At 67.2% G+C, this 22,496-nt stretch carries 18 protein-coding genes; 4 read left to right on the forward strand and 14 right to left on the reverse strand.

The window, feature by feature from the left end:
- Positions 1-24 precede the first annotated feature (24 nt).
- Complete coding sequence (locus HY049_17480) at positions 25-1,386, forward strand: hypothetical protein (GenBank protein MBI3450691.1); 1,362 nt, start codon at positions 25-27, stop codon at positions 1,384-1,386.
- On the opposite strand, the gene HY049_17485 is transcribed toward HY049_17480, so the two are convergent.
- The 3 genes from HY049_17485 to HY049_17495 form a co-directional block, all read right to left on the reverse strand.
- Entirely contained in the window at positions 1,321-1,680 is a 360-nt protein-coding gene (locus tag HY049_17485; GenBank protein MBI3450692.1) for an FkbM family methyltransferase, read from the reverse strand. The two genes, HY049_17480 and HY049_17485, sit on opposite strands and share 66 nt — an antisense overlap.
- 6 nt (positions 1,681-1,686) lie before the next feature.
- Complete coding sequence (locus HY049_17490) at positions 1,687-2,112, reverse strand: hypothetical protein (protein ID MBI3450693.1); 426 nt, start codon at positions 2,110-2,112, stop codon at positions 1,687-1,689.
- Between the two features lie 188 nt (positions 2,113-2,300).
- Positions 2,301-3,275: a glycosyltransferase family 4 protein gene (locus HY049_17495; GenBank protein ID MBI3450694.1), complete on the reverse strand. Its 975-nt coding sequence runs from the start codon at positions 3,273-3,275 to the stop codon at positions 2,301-2,303.
- Between the two features lie 109 nt (positions 3,276-3,384).
- Here HY049_17495 and murA point away from each other — a divergent pair, with 109 nt between their 5' ends.
- On the forward strand, positions 3,385-4,641 hold the full coding sequence (murA, locus tag HY049_17500; GenBank protein MBI3450695.1) for a UDP-N-acetylglucosamine 1-carboxyvinyltransferase: 1,257 nt from the start codon (positions 3,385-3,387) through the stop codon (positions 4,639-4,641).
- Positions 4,638-4,982, forward strand: coding sequence for a histidine triad nucleotide-binding protein (locus HY049_17505; protein MBI3450696.1), 345 nt, complete (start codon positions 4,638-4,640; stop codon positions 4,980-4,982). The genes murA and HY049_17505 overlap by 4 nt, the downstream gene beginning before the upstream one ends.
- 354 nt (positions 4,983-5,336) lie before the next feature.
- Here HY049_17505 and HY049_17510 read toward each other — a convergent pair whose 3' ends face one another.
- The 4 genes from HY049_17510 to HY049_17525 form a co-directional block, all read right to left on the reverse strand.
- Entirely contained in the window at positions 5,337-5,975 is a 639-nt protein-coding gene (locus HY049_17510; protein ID MBI3450697.1) for a glycosyltransferase family 4 protein, read from the reverse strand.
- 464 nt (positions 5,976-6,439) lie between these two features.
- Complete coding sequence (locus tag HY049_17515; GenBank protein ID MBI3450698.1) at positions 6,440-7,318, reverse strand: FkbM family methyltransferase; 879 nt, start codon at positions 7,316-7,318, stop codon at positions 6,440-6,442.
- 119 nt (positions 7,319-7,437) lie between these two features.
- The gene (locus HY049_17520; protein ID MBI3450699.1) at positions 7,438-8,922 is read right to left on the reverse strand and encodes a lipopolysaccharide biosynthesis protein; all 1,485 of its coding nucleotides are present in this window, start codon (positions 8,920-8,922) and stop codon (positions 7,438-7,440) included.
- Positions 8,923-9,384: 462 nt separating this feature from the next.
- Positions 9,385-10,158 carry an FkbM family methyltransferase gene (locus tag HY049_17525; protein ID MBI3450700.1) on the reverse strand — a complete coding sequence of 258 codons (774 nt, stop codon included), beginning with the start codon at positions 10,156-10,158 and terminating at the stop codon, positions 9,385-9,387.
- 753 nt (positions 10,159-10,911) lie between these two features.
- Here HY049_17525 and HY049_17530 point away from each other — a divergent pair.
- Positions 10,912-12,015, forward strand: a complete 1,104-nt coding sequence (locus HY049_17530; protein MBI3450701.1) for a glycosyltransferase — start codon at positions 10,912-10,914, stop codon at positions 12,013-12,015.
- Here HY049_17530 and HY049_17535 read toward each other — a convergent pair.
- From HY049_17535 to HY049_17565, 7 genes are all read right to left on the reverse strand, one after another.
- A complete protein-coding gene (locus HY049_17535) occupies positions 11,975-12,676 on the reverse strand; it encodes a methyltransferase domain-containing protein (GenBank protein MBI3450702.1) in 702 nt (233 codons plus the stop codon). The genes HY049_17530 and HY049_17535 overlap by 41 nt on opposite strands.
- Positions 12,677-13,057: 381 nt before the next feature.
- A complete protein-coding gene (locus HY049_17540) occupies positions 13,058-15,190 on the reverse strand; it encodes a polysaccharide biosynthesis tyrosine autokinase (protein MBI3450703.1) in 2,133 nt (710 codons plus the stop codon).
- 170 nt (positions 15,191-15,360) lie between these two features.
- Entirely contained in the window at positions 15,361-16,869 is a 1,509-nt protein-coding gene (locus tag HY049_17545; protein MBI3450704.1) for an undecaprenyl/decaprenyl-phosphate alpha-N-acetylglucosaminyl 1-phosphate transferase, read from the reverse strand.
- A gap of 290 nt (positions 16,870-17,159) precedes the next feature.
- The gene (locus HY049_17550; GenBank protein MBI3450705.1) at positions 17,160-17,804 is read right to left on the reverse strand and encodes a YdcF family protein; all 645 of its coding nucleotides are present in this window, start codon (positions 17,802-17,804) and stop codon (positions 17,160-17,162) included.
- A 41-nt stretch (positions 17,805-17,845) separates the two neighbouring features.
- Positions 17,846-19,369, reverse strand: coding sequence for a hypothetical protein (locus HY049_17555; GenBank protein ID MBI3450706.1), 1,524 nt, complete (start codon positions 19,367-19,369; stop codon positions 17,846-17,848).
- Positions 19,370-19,426: 57 nt separating this feature from the next.
- Positions 19,427-21,385, reverse strand: a complete 1,959-nt coding sequence (gene asnB, locus HY049_17560) for an asparagine synthase (glutamine-hydrolyzing) (GenBank protein ID MBI3450707.1) — start codon at positions 21,383-21,385, stop codon at positions 19,427-19,429.
- Positions 21,373-22,485 (reverse strand): glycosyltransferase family 4 protein, encoded by a 1,113-nt coding sequence (locus tag HY049_17565; GenBank protein MBI3450708.1) that lies wholly within the window; start codon positions 22,483-22,485, stop codon positions 21,373-21,375. Before HY049_17565 ends, asnB begins: the two co-directional genes overlap by 13 nt.
- Between the last annotated feature and the right edge of the window lie 11 nt (positions 22,486-22,496).

A 22,496-nucleotide genomic window follows, 5' to 3' on the forward strand; every position in this document is an offset into this window, starting at 1 on the left:
TCCGCAGTGCGGTACTCTGGCTCCATGCGCCCCTTCCTCCCTCCCGACACCGGAGGGATTCTCGAACGCATCGCGGCGCGCAACGCGAAACGCCTCCGCCGCCTCTCGGCCGCCCTTCGAGACGTCGCGGGCGCGGCGCCTCGCCGCCAGGCGCTGGACGCGCTCGACGCCGTCCTCGCCTCGACGCGCGGAGATGGGCGGCGCGAATTCCTCCTCGACCCCGAGCTGCGCGCGTGGCTCGCGGCGACGGAGGAGGCGATAGCCCTGGCCCGGCCGGAGACGGGCACGGGCGATCTCGCCCTCTTCGAGCGGGTCTCGCGCGGCCCGCATCTCCGTGATCTGGTGCCGCGCGGAGGGCTCGACCGGGGGTTCCGGGGACGCGTCCGGCGGCTCGGGGAGCTGGGCCTCGCCCGCGCCTTCGCGGAGATCCCGGTCCTCCTCGCCTTCCGCACTCCGGAGGGGTCGACCTTCGGCCCCTTCCTGCTCGACGCGTCAGCGAGCGGTGAGGCGGCCCGCGCCGAGGGTGAGGTTCACTTCAGCCACCCGGCGCCGCTGACGATCTCGCGCCACGGGGCGCTGGAGATCGCCCTCGTCCCCGGCGGCGTCCGCCTCGGGCCCGGCCGGGGAAGGCCTCGGGTGTTCCCGCGGGCGTCGATCGGCGACTCCGGCATCCTCCTCGCGCGGCGCGTCGCCTCCACGCGCCGGGGACTCCGGGCCGGGTCTCATGCGCCCGGGATCGCGCGGGATCTGCGGGCCGCGCTCTCGCTCCTCCGATCCGCATGGCCGGGGGCGCACGCGGAGGTCCTCGCCCACACGAAGATCGTCGTGCCGCTGCGAGAGAGAAACACGGTCAGCTTCTCCCTCCCCGATCGTCCGGGAGTGTCGTACATCAACGTCGAGGGGAAGTCGCTCGTCGATCTCGCGGACGATCTTCTGCACGAGACGGCGCACCACCGGCTCCATGCCCTCGAGGAGATCGAAGGGCCGCTCGATTGCGACGACGGCGAGCCGCGCTACGTCTCCCCGTGGCGCCGCGGTGTCCGTCCGCTTCACGGAATCCTCCACGCGACCTACACCTTCGCGTGGCGGGCGGAGCTCCTCCGGAGGCTTCTCCGGCTCGCAGCGGCGCGCGCCGGCCGGACCGGAGCGGCGATCCCGCTGGATCGGCGCTGGCTCCGCCGTGAGCTGATATGGGAGATCACGTCGCTGCGCCAGTCCCTCGCCGACCTCGAGGACGCCGGCACGCGCGGGCTCCTCACCGCGGCCGGTCTCCGCGTGCGCGACGCGGTGGCGCGCCGGGTCGCGGGCATGGAGCGCGACTCATCCGCGCGCCCCCTCACGGCGCCACATCGCCGCATGGGCTCGACCCCTGGCGGGAGTCGGTAAGAAGACGAAGTTGTACTTAGGCCCGTCGTACCTCTCGATCCCGTCGGGCAGCGGAACCAGGCGGTTCCGGGCAACGACGGACACCGAATCCCCCGTGGCTTCGAACCTGCGGGCGATGGCCATGCGATTCGATGGAGTCACCTCCACGATCACCCTGGGCCGATCCGACTCGATGACGCCCCGGCCCGGCTCGAGAACCGCCGCCTCGTATCCCTCGACGTCGATCTTGACGAGAGAGACGCGACCGAGATCGAATTCGTCCACGCGACGGACGTTGACGTCCGTGACCGCCATCGGAATCTATCCCGGCACACGGTTCATCTCGAGGCTCGCCCAGCCCGACAGATCGACCCCGTGTTGGAGCGGCGTGTGGAGCCGAGCTCTACGGGCCCGCGACGAGAGCGCGCAGCAGTGGATCGCGACGTTTCCGAGGGCGCTCCCTGCGAGATCGCGGACGAGCGCCGCGTTCGGCTCGAAGTCGACGACCCGCCCGAACGATTTCGACGTCACGTAACTGTAGTGTCCCCGGTGCGCTCCGACATCGACACCAGTCCCCTCCGAGTCGGCCAGCGCGCCGAGAATCCGCAACTCGTCCTCGGTGCGCCCGAAGACCTGATCCAGCCAGATCTCGCGCCCCAGCCGGTACCGATCCGGCCCGCTGCCCAGGATGAGCTTCCGCCCCAGCCGGCGAATCCGTCGGGTGAACTGGTTTCGCGCTCTGGCCACGCGGTGAACTCCGTCGCGGGACGGGGTCGCGAAGGATGGGTGACGCTCTGAACGCGTCCGGATCCGGCGATGCCAGGTGGGGGGCCGCGCCGCTCGCCCATACATAGGCGAGGGTGAGGGGTCGGCGCCACCCGGGCGTTCCACGCGAAGGACAGCCGGGCGCCGGATCGGCTATCGCCAGACTCCAATCAGCCGAGGGCCGAATCCTCCCCCGCAGCGGCGAGCTCGAGCGTGACGAGCGAGCGCGCCAGGGAGAACCTCTCCTCGTAGAAGGCCTTCCCCCGCCGTCCGCGATCTTCCCATGTCTCCGGCCGGGAGAGGAGGCGCTCGGCGGCCGCGACGATTGACGCCGGGCGGGGATCGGCGGCGACGGAGAGGACATCCGACCCGACCCAGATCGGCTCGCTGAGCGGGCCGAGGTTCGTCACGATCGGGACGCCGAGGGCGAGACTCGCCATCAGCGTCCCGCGACGCGTCGTGACGCCGTCGGCGTAGGGCTGGATCATCACGTCGCACGCCCGGACGTGGGACGCGACCTCGTCCACGGGAAGGCTTCCCGTGATCGCGATTCGATCCGCGAGATCGGGCGCCCGCCCCGCGAGCTCCGAGGCGAAACGCTCGCCCCCGCGACCGATCAGGAGGCAGCGCCTTGCCGCGTCGCGCCTGAGGACGAGCGGGAGGATCTCGAAGAGCGGAGGGGTGACGAGCGGGTGAAACGTGCCGAAGTGCCCGACGAGCAGGCCCGGCCGTCCGCCGGTCGCGCGCTCCCGGGCCAACATCACCCACACACGGTTTTCGCGGCGCCTGGAGAGCCAGAGGCAGAACCGGAGGTTCATCGCGCGCGACCCGAACGCGTTCGCGACGTACTGCACGAAGAGGCGCCGGGGCGGAGGCAGGGCGTCGAGCCCTTCGCCGAGGTACACGAGTCCGGCCGGGCCGAACCGGTCCGGGAGGCGGTGAACCGTGACGCCCGCAGGGTCGGGGCCGCCCGACTTCGCCGGCGGGGCCCAGACGTGGACCTCGTGCCCGCGGCCGGCGAGCGCCTCCGCGTGGCGCGCGCAGTAGTCGCTGACGCCCCCAACCTGCGGGGGGTACTCGCCGGTAATGAAGTGCCACGATGCCCTGCGGCGCGTCGAGCCCGAACCTTCCTTCGCGGCGGCCATGGCGGGGCAAGCTAACACAGCTTCCGAGGACGATCGGGCACCGGATTCCTTTATATTGGTCGGCGGCGCGCACGGGACTCGCGCCGTCGGGCGATGGGGTGGGAGAGGGATGGACAAGCTTCGAATAAGCGGCGGCAGGATTCTTCGCGGCGCCGTCCGCGTCTCGGGCGCCAAGAACGCCGCGCTGCCGGCGCTCGCCGCCTGCCTCCTCACGGAAGACGCCGTCAGCCTGAGCAATGTCCCGAAGGTGCAGGACGTCGCGACGATGACGCGGCTCCTCGAGCATCTCGGTGCGGAGGTGCTGAGGGCGCCCGGGTCCGCCTGCCGCGTGCGGGTCGGCTCGCTGAATCGGGCGGAGGCCCCCTACGACTTGGTCCGGAAGATGCGGGCGTCCGTTCTCGTCCTCGGTCCCCTCGTCGCCCGCTTCGGCGCCGCCCGCGTCTCCCTCCCCGGCGGGTGCGCGATCGGCGAGAGACCAATCGAGATGCACATCGAGGCGCTCCGGAAGCTCGGCGCGACCGTGACGCTCGATCACGGCTATGTGAACGCCCGCGCCGGGCGATTGAAGGGCGCCGAGATCACCTTCGCCCAGAAGACGGTGACCGGGACCGAGAACGCGATGATGGCGTGTGTCCTCGCCGACGGCCGGAGCGTCCTGAGACACTGCGCCGAGGAGCCGGAGGTCGTCGACCTCGCGAACCTGCTTCGCGCGATGGGAGCTCTCATCGAGGGGGCGGGGACCGACGTCGTCACCGTCGAGGGGGTCGCCGGGCTCCACGGCGCGTCGCACGCGATCATCCCCGATCGGATCGAGGCGGGGACGTTCGCGATCGCAGGCGCCCTCTCGGGGGACGAGATACGGGTCGAAGGGTGCCGCCCGGAGCAGCTCACCGCGCTATTGAACCGGCTCGAGGAGTCGGGAGCCAGAGTCGCGACGTCCGAGGGCACGATCCGGATCGCGGGGGGAGGCGTCCTGTCCGGTCGGGACGTCGTGACGAGCCCCTACCCCGGTTTCGCGACGGACCTTCAGGCCCAGTACATGGCGCTTATGACGCAGGCTTCGGGCGCCTCGGTGATCACCGAGGCGATCTTCGAGAACCGCTTTATGCACGTGAGCGAGCTGCGCCGGATGGGCGCCGACGTCACGCACGACGGGAGGACCGCCATCGTGCGCGGGCCGAGGCGCCTGACCGGCGCCCAGGTCATGGCCACCGACCTGCGCGCCTCGGCATGCCTCGTCCTGGCCGCGCTGGTCGCCGACGGCGTCACCGAGGTGAACCGCATCTATCACCTCGACCGCGGATACGAGAGAATCGAGGACAAGCTCCGATCCCTCGGAGCCGACATCGAGAGGGTGCCGTCATGACCGATTGCCTCTTCTGCCGAGTCGCCGCGAAGCAGATCCCGGCGAAAATCGTCTTCGAGGACGCGCTCTGTCTTGTCTTCGAGGACATCCATCCCCAGGCGCCGCACCATCTTCTCGTCATCCCGCGCGCGCACTTCGCGACGCTCGACGACGTCCCGGAGTCCGAGACGCGCCTGCTGGGGCACCTGGTGACCGTCGCCGCCCGGGTGGCGCGCGAGTGCGGCATCGCCGAGTCGGGATACCGCCTCGTAGTCAACTGCCGGGAGTCGGCCGGCCAGTCGGTCTTCCACCTCCACGCGCACCTTCTCGGCGGCAGAAATTTCGGCTGGCCGCCGGGTTGAGCGGGCTCGGTGCGCCGCTCTGCGCCTCCGGTCGCCCGCGTCCTTCCCCATGAACCTGGCGGACTCCGGCTCTCGGCTGGCGCCGCCGCGGAGGGAATAATTGACGGCCGGAGGTACAATTCTTGAACCGTCGGCGATGCGGCACCCGGGTCCGGTGGAGTTCCAACACGGGAACTGTCCGGGGAGACGGCGCCGCGAGGACTCCCGAAGCCGAGTGGCACCTCGGTTGCTTGAGAAATCTTCGAACTCCCCGGCGGGGCATGGGTGAGCGCCCCTGACGAGGACCGCGGATCCGACAGCCCCGCGCGCCGGTCAGCCCCGCCGGTGGAGGTAATCATCCCCCCGCGAGGGGGATCAACTGGATGCGAGCACCCGCTCGTACATCTCGAGGTACTGCGGCACGAGCGAGGCCCAGTCGAAAATCTCGCGCGCCCGGGTGCGATTTCGCTCGCCGCGAGCCCTCCGAAGCTCGGGCGAGCGCGCGGCCGCGAGGTGCGGCAGCAGCGCGCCAGGCTCGCGCAGAGGGCTGATCTGCTCGTCGTCGCCAATGATGTACCGGAAAGAAGGGATGTCTCGAACGAGCACCGCGAGTCCAGCGGCCATCGCCTCGATGACGGCGATCCCGAACGCCTCGTGTTGTGACGCGAACAGGGCGAGGTCGGAGGCCGCGAGATAATCGGTCACCCTCTCCGGTTCGACCGTTCGGAGAAATACGCGGCCCGGCGCGATGCGGGCGGCCATCGCCTCGAGCTCGGGCGTCTCGTCGGTGCGGTGTCCCAGCCAGACGAGCGACCAGTCCGCAACGTCGGGATGGCCGAGCTCCTCGATCAGATAATCGCCGCCCTTGAATGACCGGATGTGCGCCGCGAGCGTGATGGCCAGCGGCCCCTTCGGCAATCCGAGCATCGCGCGCGCCTGCTCGCTGGACAGCCGAGGCTCGAAGCGCGAGGTGAAGACGCCGAGTGGAACGATGAACATGCGGGATGGATCCATGAGACCCGACTTCGGAGACGGTAGCTGCCACGGACCCAGGAGGTGCACGAAATCCTGGAGCGCATAGTGCTCGGCGGGCTGATTGGACCCGTTGCTGAAAAGAAGGCGGCCCCCGCCGAGGAGATTCCCGTTGAGGCGCCTGAGCACGTTGATGGTCACGCCATCGCTGACGTGAATGACGTGGGGACGGAATCTCCAGAGAGCCGGGAGCACGGCCCCGGCGAAGACGACCTGCTCGACGTAGTACGCGCGGTCTTCCGACAGGCCGATCCGGGCCAGAGACTCCCGGGACGGGCATGGAATCGTGGCGCCGGGAATCCCCGGCGGACATCTCCCGGCGAAGACTCTGACGTCGGCATGATTCGCGAGCGCTTCCGCCAGATCCGTCGAGAATCGCTCGTACCCTCTTCGCACGCGTCCGACCCCGGGGCACGGCACGGCGATGCGGAGCCCGGAGCCTGACCTCACGGGCGCTCCACGCCCGAACGCCCGGGGACTCTCGAACCCGCGGCGGGAACGAAGACCTCGTCGTACTGGACCGGGGCAGCCTTCTCCATCTCGGCGCCCACGAGGGGAGTGAACCCGTGCCTGCCGAAGAACGCGTAGAGCTCCTCGGGGCTCCGGCCGGCCTGTTCCAGGTATCGACGCGTGATCTCCACGATGAACGTGGCCCGCTTCATGAGGCCCATGACGGGCTCGAATGCGTCGAGCACAGACATCTCGTCCCCTTCCACGTCGATCTTGACGCAGGCGACTCGGGCCAGGTCGTCGGCCGTCATGGCCTCGGCGACGGGGACGAAGCTGACCGTCATCGGAGAGGCGTACGTCCGAATCCTGAGCCGGGAGTTCATCCCGGGATTGTCCTTGTAGGCGACGTAAAGCGTCGATTCGCTCCGGGCGGGGCCGATCCCCTTCTCGATGGGAGTCACGTTCGAGACGTGGTTCATCTCGATGTTCTCGAGGAGCGTCTTGAACTCCCGCGGCGACGGCTCGAACGCGAAGACCCGGCCGCGTCCACCCAGCGCCCTGGCCGCGACCAGGGTCATGTATCCGATGTTCGCGCCGACGTCGATGAAATGGCCGCCCCCGCCGAGCGAGCGGAGGATGTTTTCCACAACCAGAGGATCGTGTCCCTCCCTCGTGATGAGCTTCCGATCCAGGACGGCCAGCGGAGAGAGTCTGAGCGCGACGCCGTCCACTTCGTAAACGGCCTTGCCCACGAGCTTCTCGAGGAGAATCCCGAGTCGATACTTTCCCCGATGGAACGGAAAGTGCGCGTCGTAGAACAGGTACGCTCGATGAACGAGCTTCCTGACCTCGTTCAGGGGGGAGTGGGAGGCCATGTCCTAGTCGCTCCGCGTCGGCAATGCGAATGGCGGTGGGGGCGTCACGACGATGGCAACACCCGGGCCGCTGCGCATGTGGGGTTGGATGTCCTCGGAAGTTCCGACCCGACCCGGCTTCACGGTCGCGCTCTCAGACCTCGAACCGTCTCTGCCATGGTCGGCAGCAGCTGGGAGGAAAACCAGGAATCCGTCAGCGCGAGGAGTCCCGCGTAGATACCGACTCCGATTGCGATTTCCACGCCGAGGAGCCAGATAGACGAGGGCCCGGCAAGAAGCCTCCGGCTGAAGTAAACCGTGGTCGCCATGCCGACGGAAGCCAGAATCGGGGGCGCCAAACCTCTCAGAACGTTGCCCCCGGAACAAGCGACGAGCCGCATACCGCGCGCCAGAAGGAACGTCGCGGCGGCCATGCCGGCGAGACAGACCGACAGCGAGGCTCCGACGACGCCCAGAAGCACGGTGGCCGGGTAGATGGCCAGAAGGATCGCGCCGAGAAAGACGTACGTCGCCTGAGCCACGATGTCGGGTCGGCCGATTCCCCCGACGATCATGCCCAGCAGCGAGTAGACCGCAATCCACGGCCCGGCGAGGCAGAAGACTCGGAGCGGTGCCAGCATGCCGCTCCACTTCGCGTCGAACGCGACCTGGACGAGATCGGACGAGACCGCGAGGATTCCGGCAGAGATGGGAGCGGCAATCACCATCATGTAGGAGAGCGCCCGGAGAAACCCCTTGCGCAGTCTCGCGGAATCCTCCTGCACGCTCGAGAAGACAGGGAAGGCCACCCGAAACACGGGCGTGAAGAAACTTGTCGCCGGGATGCTCGCGACCCGCCACGCGAACGAGTAGAGACCAAGCGGTTCGGCCCCCAGAAGGCGGCCGACAATCGCCTTGTCGGCCTGGGAGCCGACGTAATTCGTGGCGGCCCCGCGGAAGATGTGCTTGCCAAAACCTCTGAACTCCGAGATCTGCTCCCACCTCCATCGAAGGGCCGGCATGTAGGGACGCACTGCGTACGAAGCGATGAGCATCGCGGTCCTGCCGATCAGGTAGCCCCATGCGATGGCCCACACACTCCGGATGGCGAGGGCGATGATGACTGACGATACTGTATCGACGAGAATGCCTATGAGGCTGGGCAGCGCGAATCGACCGAAGCTCAGCTCTCGTTCCAGCAGCGACAGCGCGGGGTTCTGCAGGCATTGAATCAGGAAGCTGAATGCGACGACTCGGATTACGGGGACAGCCGATCCGGTGGCAAAAAAAACGCCCGCCAACGGGGAGACGATCCACGTAGCGGCGAAGAGCGTTATGCCGCGCGCCACGGTCACGCAGAAGACGGAGTCGAGATAGGGCGTCGCGTCGCCGCGCTTCTGGACGAGCGCCTGATAGAAGCCCGTCTGAGAAAGCGCCTCGCCGGCCTGGACGACGAGAAGGGCCATCCCCATGACGCCGAAATCGGTGGGGGTCAATATGTTCGCCAGAACGAGCGCCCGGACAAAGATGATGAGGCTCTCGAGAGCGCCCGCGACCCCCAGGATCGCGCCCCCTTTGAGCGCAACTGCTCGAAGGGAGGCTCGTTCCTTTGTCGGTGCGATCACGAAAAACGTCTCTCCGCGAGGGGGCCCGATTCCAGCGATTCACTGACAACCGCGATGCCTCCGGTCGAGAAAGACGCGCCGACGAAGGCGGAGGAGGAGGTGCGCAGCGTCGCGGAGTCTAGCACGGAGATACCAGGGTCTGGGTCCTCGGGATCCAGGGTCAGGGTGTGAGTCTTCACGTCGCCGGATCGGGAGCCCGACATCTGGTCGGAGTTGGCGCTTCTGCGCGAGGTCGTCCACGCGGACGGCTTTCTTCCATCGTTGCGGGAGCGGGTGGAAAACGCCGCGACGCGCCGACCGAAGGCACCCCATGTCAACCGGGCTGTCTCGTTGGCTCCAGATCGCCCGGCCGACGCGGATCCACGGGGATAGCGGGCCGGAACCAGGCCGCCCCGTGCCGCTCGCGATTCGGGCCGCCCACACGGACCCGACCTGCCGTCCACGCCGTCGGGAGCCCGGACGTCAGACGCGTCCAGGGGGATGGGACGCGAGCATGTTCCAGCCGCGAGCTCGGCAGACCGCGAGCGCGTTCTCTGGATCCAGCGTGGCGAGGTAGCTGGGGGCCTCGTAGGACGAGCAGATTCGACGGGCTTCCGTCGGCTCCAGTCGAGGTCCGAAGATGCGCCATCCAATCTGGAATAGCGCGTACCGGTGATTCCGCAGCAGGGAACTGACGGGGCTCTCCGGGCCTTGATGATCCTCGAAAACGATGTGACGGATGGCTCCGCGGCGGAGCGTTTCGCCTCCCCCCTTTATGACCGCCAGTTCGTGTCCTTCGACGTCGAGCTTCATGACGGACGCCGTGCGCCGGCCCATGATGCCATCGAGGGTCTCCGTCTCCACAGCAATCCCCGCTTCGGGTGATCCGCCGCCCTCCTCGAGCCGCGCGATGCCGTCGTTCTTGTCGAATCCGTGTGGAATCGTCAGTCGCGCCTCCCCCGCGCGCACGCTCAGCGCCTTGTTCCGAAGCTCCACCCTGGCGAACGGCACCGACTTGCGGACGTGCTCAATGTTCGTTTCAAGCGTCCCGAAGAGGGCCGGATGGGGCTCGAACGAAAGGAGCTCGCCCTTCTCGGCCGCCGCGAGTCCCATCACCACCGACATGTACCCGATGTTCGCTCCGACGTCCAGAACGAAATCTCCCGGCGAGATCAGACGCGTCAGGATCTCGGACACCGCGATGTCGAACACCCCCGTGGTCCACACGCTCCTGCCGACCACTTTCGCGGTGTCCAACGTGATCCGGACGCCCCAGGGGAGGTGAACCGACTGAACTCCTTGCGCGGGGTGCGCCGCGGTTCGCCAGGCACGAATGAGGATCTGGCGGGGACGGCACACGTACCAGGGTTTCCACAACGACATCATGCCAGCCTCGCCGGTTCACGCCGATGGAAGCGGCCCTCGGAATCTCTCGCCGCGCCGGCGATTGTGCGGATCGGCCAGGCGCTCCTGCCGTCGCCCGAGGTGCGCAATCTCTTGGCGCGTCAACGTCATGGTACAACGCCCCGCCGACCTGGAGCGAGTCCCGACCATCGAGCGGCCGGCACGTCCGTCCCGGCGGAGAGCGAGAGCTCCCGCGCGCCATGCCGCGGCTCTCGCCCCCGGATCGCATGCTAGAATCCTCGCCGTTCCGCCAGGGCCATCAGGTTCTCGCGCGCTTTGAGGCTCTCCTGGTCGGCATCGCTCGGAGTTGAGCGCGTCGAACGTCGGGCAGACCGTGGCGCTACGTCCGTACCGGCGATTCGGGACGGCCGGCCGGGGCTGCGGCCTGGCCCTCGAACCGCCGCCCTGTCCCGCCGGCTGCGACCGGCAGATCGCAAGAGTGGGGAGCGTCTCCTCTCGATTCTTCCGCTGGCTGTCGCGGCCAACCGAATCACAGCGTGAGCGGCGTCGGGAGTTCGGGACGACCTGCTCGGTCGGGCGCCTTGTCACGTTGACGACGCGGGCGAACTCGATCTGGAGGGCGGAACGATGTTGCGGGTCCTGAATGTGCACAGCGGAAACCTCTTCGGGGGCCTCGAGACGTTTCTCATCGCGCTGGCGCGCTTTCGCGGGCTGTGCCCGGAGATGGAGCCGGAGTTCGCACTCGCATTCGAGGGCCGCCTCGCGACCGAGCTGCGCCGGGAAGGCGTCGCCGTGCACGCGCTTGGGGAAGTCCGCGGCCGGAACCCGCGGTCGGTTCTGCGGGCGCGTGCCGAGCTGCGCCGGTTGATTGAGACGGGGCGATTCAACGTCGCCATGACCCACTCCACATGGACCCAGTCGCTCCTCGCCAAGGAGATTCGCCGCGCGCGATTGCCGTACGCGTTTTACCTTCACGAGATCACGAAGGGGCGCGCATGGGTCGACATCATGGCGCGCTGGACGCCGCCCGACATCGTCATTTGCGACAGCCGGTACACGGCGGTCACGACGTCCAACGTGCTTTATCCCGGCGCCCCGTGGGAAGTGCTGTACTGCGCTTCGGCCCCCGTGCCGCCCGCCGAACCCGGAGTGCGCGAGCGCGTGCGCCGGGAGTTGGGCTCACCGATAGGCGGAACAGTCATCATCCAGGTGAGCCGCATGGAGGAGTGGAAGGGGCATCGATTGCATCTCGAGGCGCTTGGCCTCCTGCGCGACCTGGACGGCTGGGAGTGCTGGATGGTCGGCGGCGCCCAGAGACCCATGGAGATTAGGTATTTGGAGAGCCTGAGGCGGCAAGCGAGCACCCTCGGCATCGCGGAACGGCTGCGGTTTCTCGGACAAAGGTCGGATGTGCCCGCGCTTCTCCGGTCCGCGGACATTCATTGCCAGCCGAACACGGGTCCGGAGCCATTCGGCCTCACTTTCATAGAAGCGCTCTCAGCCGGCCTGCCGGTCGTCACCACGGCGATGGGCGGTCCGCTCGAAATCGTCGATCCGAGCTGCGGTCTCCTGGTGCCTCCCGCCCCTTCGGCGCTCGCGGAGGGACTGAGGCGAGTCATCACGGATCGCAAGTTGCGAGAAGCGCTCGGGGCGGGCGGGCCCCCGCGGGCCCGACTTCTCTGCGATCCGGCGCAGCAGCTTCACAAGCTCAGGACGATTCTCGGACGGGTCGGCGAGTCCCGTCGGTAGTCGCTCGCGGTCCTGCGGCTTCCGGTCTCGAGGCGACAACGATGACGTTGTCGCTGAAGGCCCGCCCGCGACTTCCCCGCTGCGCTCGGACGAACCACGGCCAGCGCCTGGAGGTCAGCGGAATCCGCCCGCTGCCGGTATACATCGCCTCCACGTGTTCGAGCCCGTTCTCCCTGGCCATCCGAACGAGATCAATCTCCAGCAGCGCGCTGACGTGGGACGGATACAAACCGGGTCGCTCCTGAAAGAACATGAACTCGTTCCGAACGAGCAATGAGATCTTTGACGCAAGACTCAACTGGTTGGGAGTTGTCACCACGACGAGCCCACCGGGCCTGACGATACGGACGATTTCGCGGAACAGGGCGCGGGGATTCTCAAGGTGCTCGATGGTCTCGATCGAGCAAACCACATCCGCGCATCCCTCGCGCAGCCCGGTCCGTCCCGACTCGAGATCACCCAGCACGCGACGGGCGGAAGCTCCCGCGGGAAAACCCTGGTATCCGATCAAGTCCACGCCCACATACCGGGAGAAGTGGGGACCGAGAACGCTGTAGAGCGAGCCCGCACCGCACCCGAGGTCGACCAGCACGCCGCGGTGGCGCGCTCGCCTGATAACTTGCTCGCGGGTCACCTGGTACAGCGCCTGGTCGTTGCTCATGCCCCGGCTCTCGGCGGCTCTAGTTCGAGTTCCGTCGGCGTTCGTCACCCGCAGGATCCCGAGCGCGCCGTGGCCGAGAGCGCGGCGGCCTCAGGCGGTGAACAAGAACCGAGCCGGGCCACTACCGGATGGATGGCAGCCGGGATGGACTCAGAGAGGACGTGGTGGGCCGGCCCGCCATACCCGTGAAGAAATGCTGGAATTCGAGGACCGGTGTCGCGTGACGACGGCATGGGTTGCGCCCCGTCCATCGTGGAGCGAGTTTTCTCCGACCTAGCGCGACGAGACGAGTTTGATTCGTCGACGCTTGCGAGCGAGGCACCACGATCCGTCGGCATGCCGCTTCTTAGAGGTTGGCCGTGCGGGGCTCCGAGCCCGGACTCAGGTCTTCCCGCCCATACGGCTGTTCAAGGATTTCACCGAGTCACGGAGCCAGGCCATCGCCCCCTCCGGGACTTTCTCCGGCGTCTCGGGCTCCTGATAGTACCGGTAGTAGGAGTAGTAATTGGCGTAGTACGCCCCGGGGGTCTCCATCACCTTGTTGAGAATCACGCCGAGGATCCTCGCCTTGGCCAGCTGCAGTGCGTCGCGCACGTGGCGGACTTCCTTGCTCGTCACGCCGCCCGCCTCGGTGACGATGATTGCGGCGTCGAGCTCTCCTGCGAGGAGCATCGCGTCCGCGACGAGAAGAGTCGGAGGCGTGTCGAAGATGACGATGTCAGTCCGCGCTTCGAGATCCGCGATGACCTCCTTCATCGCCGCGGACTGGATCAGCTCCGCCGGGTTGGGCGGAATCGGGCCCGAGGGGAGGATGAAGAGACCCGGATGCGGCGTCGCCTGGAGCGCGTCGTCGAGCGAGCACTCACCCGCCAGGACGCTGGTCAACCCGGTGACGTGGCGCGTCTTGAAGATCCTCTGAAGCGTGGGATTGCGGAGATCGGTGTCCACGACCACGACCTTCTTTCCCGCCGCGGCGATGGCGCACGCCAGGTTGACAAGAGTCGTCGACTTTCCCTCCCCCTTCCTCGCGCTGGTGACTAGGATGGAGTGGAGGGGGCCTTCGACGGCCGCGAACTTGATGTTCGAGTAGATCCTCGTGTACGCCTCGGCCACCTGGTGCTGGGCCTTCCCCTCCGCGAAGACCACTTGGCGAGGCTCCCGCATCCGAACGATCGCTCCGAGGAAACCGAGACCGAGCGTGCGGGTCACCTCGTCGGCCGTCCTCACCGTGGTGTCGGCGAATTCGACGATGAACCCGAGGCCGAGGGCGAACATGACACTGACGATGCCCGCGAGAACGAGGGACGTCGACTTGCTCGTCGCCGCGTGAGGCACCTTCGCGAGATCGACGACCGACGCGTTCCCCTGGACCATCTCCTTCTGGAGGTTGATGCTGTCCAGCTTGTCGCGCATTGAGTTGTACCGCTGCTTGGCTTCGGCGGCGCGGGCCTCGAGCGCCTCGAGCTCATTCTGTTTCTGCGGGAAGTCGACCAGCCGCGCTCTCACGGCGGCGATTTGCTTGTCCCACGATTCGAGCGCGATCTTGTGGTCGAGCAAGACGGCGTCCGTCTTGAACAGATCGTCTCGCAGGGCGAGGTATCTCTCGGGAGTGAGCGACGAGCCGTTCGCGTCGAGGGTCGCGCGCATCTTGGTCTCGACGCTCTGGATCTGCGCCTGGAGGTTCTGAACCGCCGGATGGCTGTCCGTGTAGCGCAGGCGGGCGTCGCTGAGCATCGTCTGGAGTTTCCGGAGGTCCTCCACCTGAGGATCGTCGAGGGGGATACCCTCGGACGGCTCCTTGGGGAGCTTCGCCAGCTTCAGAATCTCGTTCCGGTGCGATTCCAGGACTTCGACCTGGGTCTTGATCGTGGCGCGCTCCTTCTCGAAAGCCCCGATCGTGTTCTTGAGGCTCGTGATCTCGTCGTTGATGTTGACGAAACCCATGCTCTCCTTGAAACGCGTGATCGACGCCTCGTTGTCGTGCAGATCGCGCGCCGCCTGCTCCATCGCGCTCTGGAGGTACTGCGCGGCCGATACCAACTCCGCTCGAATGCTGTCCTTCGTGTCAGCGACGAATGTCTCCGCGGCGGTGTTTGCGAAGGAGACGGCCCGGACCTTGTCGAAGTGCGTGGCGTGGATGAGGATGAGGTCGGGCTCCTTGAACTCGGCGTGAATCGATCCGCCGACCTCTTCGGGCTGCGTCGCGATCGACTGGGCCACGAGCGCGTTGGCGACTTTCTCGGCAAACGGGAGCCCGTTGATGATCTCCACGTACGACTCGCCGTGCAGCGACAGGTCGGGACGGTCGGTGCCCGGCGCGAACGCGAGCATCGGCTGCCGGTAGTAGAGCTGCGACTTGACTGCGACGAGGCTGTTCACCTTGTAGGCGGTCTTGGACATGAAGATCCACACGGCGGAGATCGAGAAGACGATGGTCAGGACGGAGAGGATGATCCACTTGCGCCGCCACAGAACTTCCGTGTAGTGCTGAAGTCCCACATCTTCCTGCGCCATGAGAAGCCCGTCTCCGATCCCCCCGGCACGCGGCGAGAATCACCGGGAGCGAAGAGAGACACCCCACCGGTGGGCCGCGACGTGTGACGACGAAGGCTGAAGTCAGTTGTTTCTACAATATACAGTCCTGTCCGCAGGCGTTCAACCTTGGCCCGTTGGAGTCGAGGCGGTCAGCGGGTCCCGATTTCGGGGGAGGTGACGATCTCCTGGCCCTGGCGTCCCCCCCGCCGGACCCAGCGGAAGAATTCGATTCTCCGTCCCTCCGCCCACCTCTCGGCCTGCTCCCCGAAGAACCCCAGAACACCGTCCCTGAGGAGAGAAAGCTCTTTCTCGTCCAGTGGTTGCGTTTTCAGGACGAGGAGCAGGCTCCGATCTTCCTGCAGGAACGCGCCGACAGCGTGCACCCTAAACCTCCGGCCGAGGATCTCGCGGATTTCCTTCGCGGCGGTCGCGAACGACCCGCTGGAACTCAGCCCATCGAGAAACCTGCCGATTTCGCAGATCTGGACCTGATATTCGTCGGGTGAAACGCTCCGGCCCCCGTTGCTGGACTGCCATAGGATCGAGGAGGACACCATCTCGGGCTGCGGTGTCGCGCGGCGGGGCGACGCCGCCGTTGCGGTCGACACCTCGGAGAGCCGTTGTTCCATCTGCTCCTCGACGTACTTGAGCGTCCAGACGCCGAGCATCCCGCCCATGGCCAGCATCGCCGCGAAGAGGAACCCGATCTGGTACGGGAGCTGGACCATGAGATACGCGGACATCCCGAGGAACGAGCAGATGAAATAGAGAATCAGCACGACATGGCGGTGGTGCAGGCCGACCCTGACGAGGCGGTGGTGGATGTGGTCGCGATCCGCCTTGAAGGGACTGACCTTCCGGCTTGTCCGGCGAAGCACCGCCCAGAGGGTGTCGAGAACGGGCACGCCAAGGACGACGATCGGGAGCACCAGAATCGTCGCGGTACTCGCCTTGAGAGAAGCGACCAGACCGAACCCGGCAAGAAGGAACCCGAGGAACATGCTCCCCGTGTCTCCCAGGAAGATCTTCGCGGGGTAGATGTTGAACGGAAGGAACCCAAGCGTCGCTCCCGCGAGAACGAGCGAGAGGATGCCCACCATGGTGTGATCCGTCGCCGCCGCAACGCCGCAGAGCGCCAGGGAAGCGATTGAGCCGGTCCCCGCGGCGAGCCCGTCGAGGCCGTCGATCAGGTTCATCGCGTTCGTGACGCCTACGATCCACAGCACGGTGAGGGGGATTCCGATCCACCCGAGCTCCACGGAATCGCCGAGGGGATTCGTGAACAGCCTGACCTGAATGCCTCCGGCGACGACCACCAGCGCCACGAGGAACCGGAACATGAACTTGGTTCGCACCCTCATGCCGCGCCAGTCGTCGTACGCGCCGACGCAGGCCATGACGACGGCGCCGATCATCAAGGGCGTCAGCGCCTCGCCTCCGTCGCCGAGGAGCTGGGGCGCCTGCCACCGGACCACGGCAATGACGAGGAGGAATGGGACGACGATGGCGGCGCCGCCGAGGAGCGGGATCGGCACGTGGTGCATCTTGCGCCGCTCCGGGTGATCCACGATTTCCAGCTTGAGCGCGGCGCGGCGCACCACGGGGGTTAGGCAGGCTGCCCCCGCGAATGCGGAGATGAAGAGCAACGCGAGGATCAAGTCAACGCGCCTCCGGCTGGTTCACCCTGGAATGCCCTCCGACACCTCGTCCCCAGTCGAGGATTGCGGAGACTCCCGCCTCACCGGGATGCGCGGCGACCCGCGCATCCCGGGAACACACACTCAACCCCGAAAATAAGGGGAGCTGTTCGGAGTTCCCCCTCTATCACATTCTAACGATTCTGCCCGTAGACCTGCTGGTTCTCGTCCCTACATACGCCGGAACGGCGCGGATGTCAACGGCAGGGGCGCTACGCCTCCCCGGAATCGGCGTTGTCTGGTCGCTCGGCTCAACGCGTCAGGATCGCGATGCCGGGCACCGGAGCGCCCAGAGGACCGGCGACGGCACGAGCACCTGCGCTCGCCGTCAGGAGTCCGGAGAGCAGCCCGGCGACGGCGAGCCGGCGGTACTCGCCCGTGACGACGGCGATGCCGTCGGGCGTGCTCCACCACCGCTCGTAATCCACGTACATGCTCTCGGACGGGTAGACGCCGAACTCCACGCCGCTTCCCGCCAGCACTCGCGAGAAGACCCAGGCGGCGCGCCGCGTGTGAAACGGCGAGGTGATCACGAGGAGCGACTTGCGCCCCGACGCCCGGGCCCGCCGAAGCGCCGCTCTCGCATCGTCGAAGGTGCTCCCGGAAACCTCGCAGAACAGACGATCCCGGGGGACGCGGGCGCGCTCGAGGGGAAAGGCCATCGAGAACGAGTCTAGGCTCTCCCCGGTGAAGAGGATGTCCCCGCACGCTCCGCTCAGCATGAGATCGATCGCTGAGCCCACTCGCTCGCGCGCGCCGCCGCCGAGCACCACCATCAGGTCACACCGCTTGATGGGCACCGTCCTGACGAGCCATCGTCCGGCCCGGGAGACCCCGAAGCCTAGGGCGCTCATCAGGACTGCGGCCAGCGCCACCAGAACACTCGCCAATCTCATCCATCGGGTCCTCGGCTGGCGATCCGGAGGAGCGCTCACCGTCACGCGCTAGCCGGAGCCTCGATCTCCGCTTGCCCGTCCCGTTCCACCGTCTCGCGGATGGTCCAGCCGATCAGCAGCCACGCGAAGGGAGCGCTGACGGAATCCCGAAGGCACTGCCCGAAAAGGCTTCCGAGGAAGAAGGCCGCGAGAACACCGAACACGACACGGTATGTGAAGGGATCAGCGGACTTCGACGCGAGCGTGAGGATGTCGCGAAAGAACACGAAGCCAACCCCCACGAAGATGAACGCGGCGAGAGGACTGCTGCCGTACATGAGCTCGAAGAACATCGAATCGGCCTCGGTGCCCTTGCCCCCGGCGAACCTCCTCGCGGCGATGGTCGTCGAACCGAGCCCGCGACCGACGGGAAACTCGGTGAAGGAGCTGCGGACGATGTACGACCAGTTGGCGAGCCTCATGGTGAAGCTCTTCTCTTCCGTCGGATGGGCGATCCCGGAGATCGTGTGGACGACGAACGGGTCGTTCGAGCGCCCGGCGCCCTGCCAAACCTGCTCCGGAGTGAACGAGTACAACTGCGAGTAAATCAGACCGATCCCGATGAACGCCATCGAGGCTCGCAGGACGACGAGCCGCCTCTCGCGGACGTAGATGATCAGGAACATGATCAGGGAGAAAGCCAGCATGAAAACGGCGGTGCGCACGGCGACGAAGACCAGAGTGAACAACACCATCCCGACGGGTATCAGGTAGAGAGGTCTTGCCTTGTTCCTCCAGTAATGGGCGGCAGCAAGAAAAGCCGTGACGACCATGTAGAGGCTGAAGTCGCCCACCGTGGAGAACGTCGACATGACCCGGACCTTCTCGCCGAACGTCAGCAGGAAGTTCTTCGACTCCAGCTCGTACTTTTCCACGGCCGTCAACCCGAAGTAGTGCTGGTAGACCCCGTACGCGGTGGTGACGGTTCCCACGACGATTATCAGCAGGAACACCTTGTGGATGCCGCGCCGATCGAGCGTGAAGCCCATGAAGACCCACAGCATGGGGACGATGAAGTACATCGCGCCCGCGACGCCGACGAGGATGTTCCCCTGCAGCGGATTGAACATCTCCAGGAAGTAGACCCCCCCCAGCGACACCAGCAGCTTCATCAAGAGGCTGCTCTGGAAGTAGCGATAGCAGCGATTCCCCTGGAAGAGAAGGATCCCGGTGAACATCGCGATCGCCACGAGCGGGGGGAAGATGAGGATCGGATCGGTCTTGGAGAAATCATTGAAGTACAGCACCTGCCGGCGGAGGTAATACATGAACGGAAGGAACAGGAGGATGATGAAGATACCGCGCCGGGGAGACAGGCAGAGCAGTCCGAGCACGCCGAGAAGAATCAGCACGATCGTCCGGATCTCACCCTGGGTGAGGAGGTAGGCGACGGCGACGCCGAGGATAATCGTCGCGAGCCCCCAGAGGAGAACCGGCGTGCGGCGGTCGACCGGAGCGGTGTCCGGCCCCAGAATGAGGGGGATCTGGCCTCCGTGGTGCCGCTCGGACCCCGTGGGCGGGTTCACAGCGTGCGGCTCCCGGCCGCCGCGCCGCGGGCGCGTCCGCGATCGAAGGCGCTCATGCTAGAGGGTGACCTCCGTGCGCCGGCACCAGTCCACCAGCGCGAAGACGGCCCACGTGCGCGACCACGGAACTTGATGGGGCGCGGCCGACTGGGCCTCGAGCAATCGCGCGACCTCGGCGCGCTCGAGGCCGGCGCGGGCCACGAGGGGGGAGTCGAGCAAGGTCTCTCTCATCCGCGCGCGCACGGCTCCTGCGCGCAGCCAGTGCCTGTACGGGAGCACGAACCCCTGTTTCGCCCGAGGCTCCCACGCCCCCGCGAGGAACGGCGAGAGCACGTCGCGCTCGAACGGCTTGTCGGGAGGCCCAGCGCACCTCAGGCGCCCCGGGACGCGCATCGCCTCCTCCACGAACACATGGTCCGTGAACGGGGCGCGAACCTCCAGGGACACTCCCATGCTCATCGTGTCGGTGTCCCTCAGGCACCTTTCCCCGAGGAAGAGGCGCCACGTCAGAAGCGAAGTCGCCGTGACGGCGTCGCTCCCGCCAATCTCCTCCTTCAGGAATGCGACGAACTCGGGCGGCAGCCCGAGGAGTGACGGTGCGCTGTCCGCGCCGGTCGCCCGGGCCGCGGGCGCGATCAGGCGGCGCCGGCTCCACGAGGGGAATAGGATCTGGGCCGCCTGGTAGGCGGCGATCGCCCTCGTCTCCGGGGAGCCCGATCCGTTCGAAGCGGCCCCGAGCGTGTCGAGCGCGCTCCACGAGTAGGTGAGCTTCGACGCGGCGCCGTCTCCCGCCGTCAGAGCGCGGACCGCGCGCCTAATCCATCCGGCCGCCGGGCCCGCGGCGCCGACGAGGGCGCCGAGCGCCGGCACCCCCTTGAAGAAGGGGTAGCCGCCGAACAGCTCATCGGCGCCGATGCCCGAGATGGCAACCTTCAGTCCCGCCCGACGCGCGGCCCTCGAGACGAGATATGTGTTCACGCCGTCGAACGTCGGCTGGTCCATCGAGGCCAGCGCGTCCGGAAGCCACTCGAGGAACTCCGCCTCGCGAACGAGAGACTCCTCGTGCCGCGTCTTCCAGTGCGCCGCGACGCGCCGCGAGTAGGCCGACTCGTCGTGATCCTTCTCATCGAAGGTGATCGAAAAAGTCCGGAGATCCGCGCTCTCGGGGCCGAGGGCACCCAGGACGGCAGAGGAGTCCATTCCCCCCGAGAGGAAGACGCCGAGCGGCACGTCGCTGATCATCCGCAGCCGGACCGCCTCCCGGAACTCGTGGCGAAGCGCCTCGCCTCCGTCGCGTGGGCGCGCGCCCTCCGGCCCCAGGGCGCGCGGCGGCCGCCAATACGGAGCGTTCTCAACGATGCGCCCCTGAGCATCGACGCGCATGAAATGCCCCGGCAGCAGGCTTCGCACGCCGCGGAGCATCGTCAGGGGGGAGACGACGAACCCGTTCGCGAGGTAGACATCGAGGGAGTCGGGATCGAGCCGCCGCTCGACGAGGCCGCTGGCGAGCAGGGTCCGGATCTCGGACGCGAAGACGAAGAGGCCCGGACGGGGGGTCGCGTAGTAGAGCGGCTTCTTCCCGACACGATCGCGGGCGAGGAGCAGCTCGCGGCGCTGGTCGTCCCAGACGGCGAAGGCGAACATCCCTCGAAGGCGAGTGAGGCCCGCCGCACCGTGCGTGCGGTAGAGCTTGAGCGTGATCTCCGTGTCAGTCCTCGAGGCATAGCTCGCCGGCCCCTCGTCCAGATCCTTCCGCAGAGACTGGAAGTTGTAAACCTCCCCGTTGAAAGTGATCCAGTTGGCCGAGCCCGACTCCCTCATCGGCATGTGACCCGCGGCAGAGAGGTCGATGATCGCGAGCCTCGCGTTGCCGAGCCAGCATTCCGCAGTCCCCGCCGGTATCCTCTGAACCCCCGAGTCGTCGGGACCGCGGTGCCGCATGGAGGAGACCATCCTCGGGACCACGTCGGGATCGATCTCTCCGGCCGGCGCGACGAGCCCCGCTATGCCGCACATGTGGCCGCCTCCTCGAGAATCTCCCCCAACCGCTGCCGGAACACCTCGTGGGTAAAGCTCTCGCGCAGCCTGCGGTGCCCCGCCTCGCCCATGGCGCGCCGGCGCTCGGGGTCGGCGAGCAGATCGACGACCGCCGCGGCGATCTCTTCCGGACGGGTGCCGACGCAGCGCCCGTCGATGCCGTCGCGCACGACCTCTGGCGCCGCCCCCTCTCGGCTCGTGACGACAGGAAGGCGGTGGCGCCAGGCCTCCAGGAAGACGATGCCGAACCCCTCTCCCGTCGAAGGGAGCACGAAGACGTCGCTCGAGGCGTAGAGCGATTCCTTGAGATCTTCGTCCACCACCCCGTGAAAGCGCACGCAGGACGAGACGCCGGCCTCACGGGCAATTTCTTCGAGGCGGCCCCTCCACGGTCCGTCTCCCACGATGTCGCAGCGCGTCCCCGGGAATCGCGCGCGGACCGCCGGAAGGGCGAGAATCACTTTGTCGACGTTCTTGTGGGTGTCGATCAGGCTCAGTCGGGTGACGACGAGGAGGCGCCAGTCGCCCTCGGCCTCGTGCATTGTCGGGAAATGCTCCGGGTTTTCCCCGGCGGGCACGTCGAGCGCGTTCGCGAGAAACCGGAAGCGCGCCTCTTCCATTCCGTAGGCGCCGCCCATTGTCCTCGCGGTGAACCGGCTCACGGCCATGACGGTGTCCACGAATCGGCGCACGATGAACTCCTTGACCGCCGGAGGGCGCTCCCACACTTCGACGCCGTGCACCGTCAGGAAGTGCCTCGCCCGCGGCGCCACGAGGTGACCGAGCGCGATGCGCGGCGCGAAGTTCACGTGAGCATAGATGATGACGTCGGGGCGATGCCTCAGCAGGTGCGCGATGAACGTGGCGACGAATCGGGGTCGCGCGGAATCACCGGCGAAGAACTTGACCCCCGGCGGGGCCGCCGCCGACGTCGACGTGTCCCACAGTCCCATCAACCTGATCTCCCCGACCTCGCCGCGCTCGCGGAGCTCGTCGAGGCTCCGGACGAGACGGCGGTTGAACCGCTCGAGTCCGCCTTCCAGGCTGTAGACGGCGGTCGCGACGATCAACGCTTTCACGCCGCGGCCTC

It is taken from the genome of Acidobacteriota bacterium (assembly GCA_016195325.1).
In the GTDB taxonomy this organism is placed as follows: domain Bacteria; phylum Acidobacteriota; class Polarisedimenticolia; order JACPZX01; family JACPZX01; genus JACPZX01.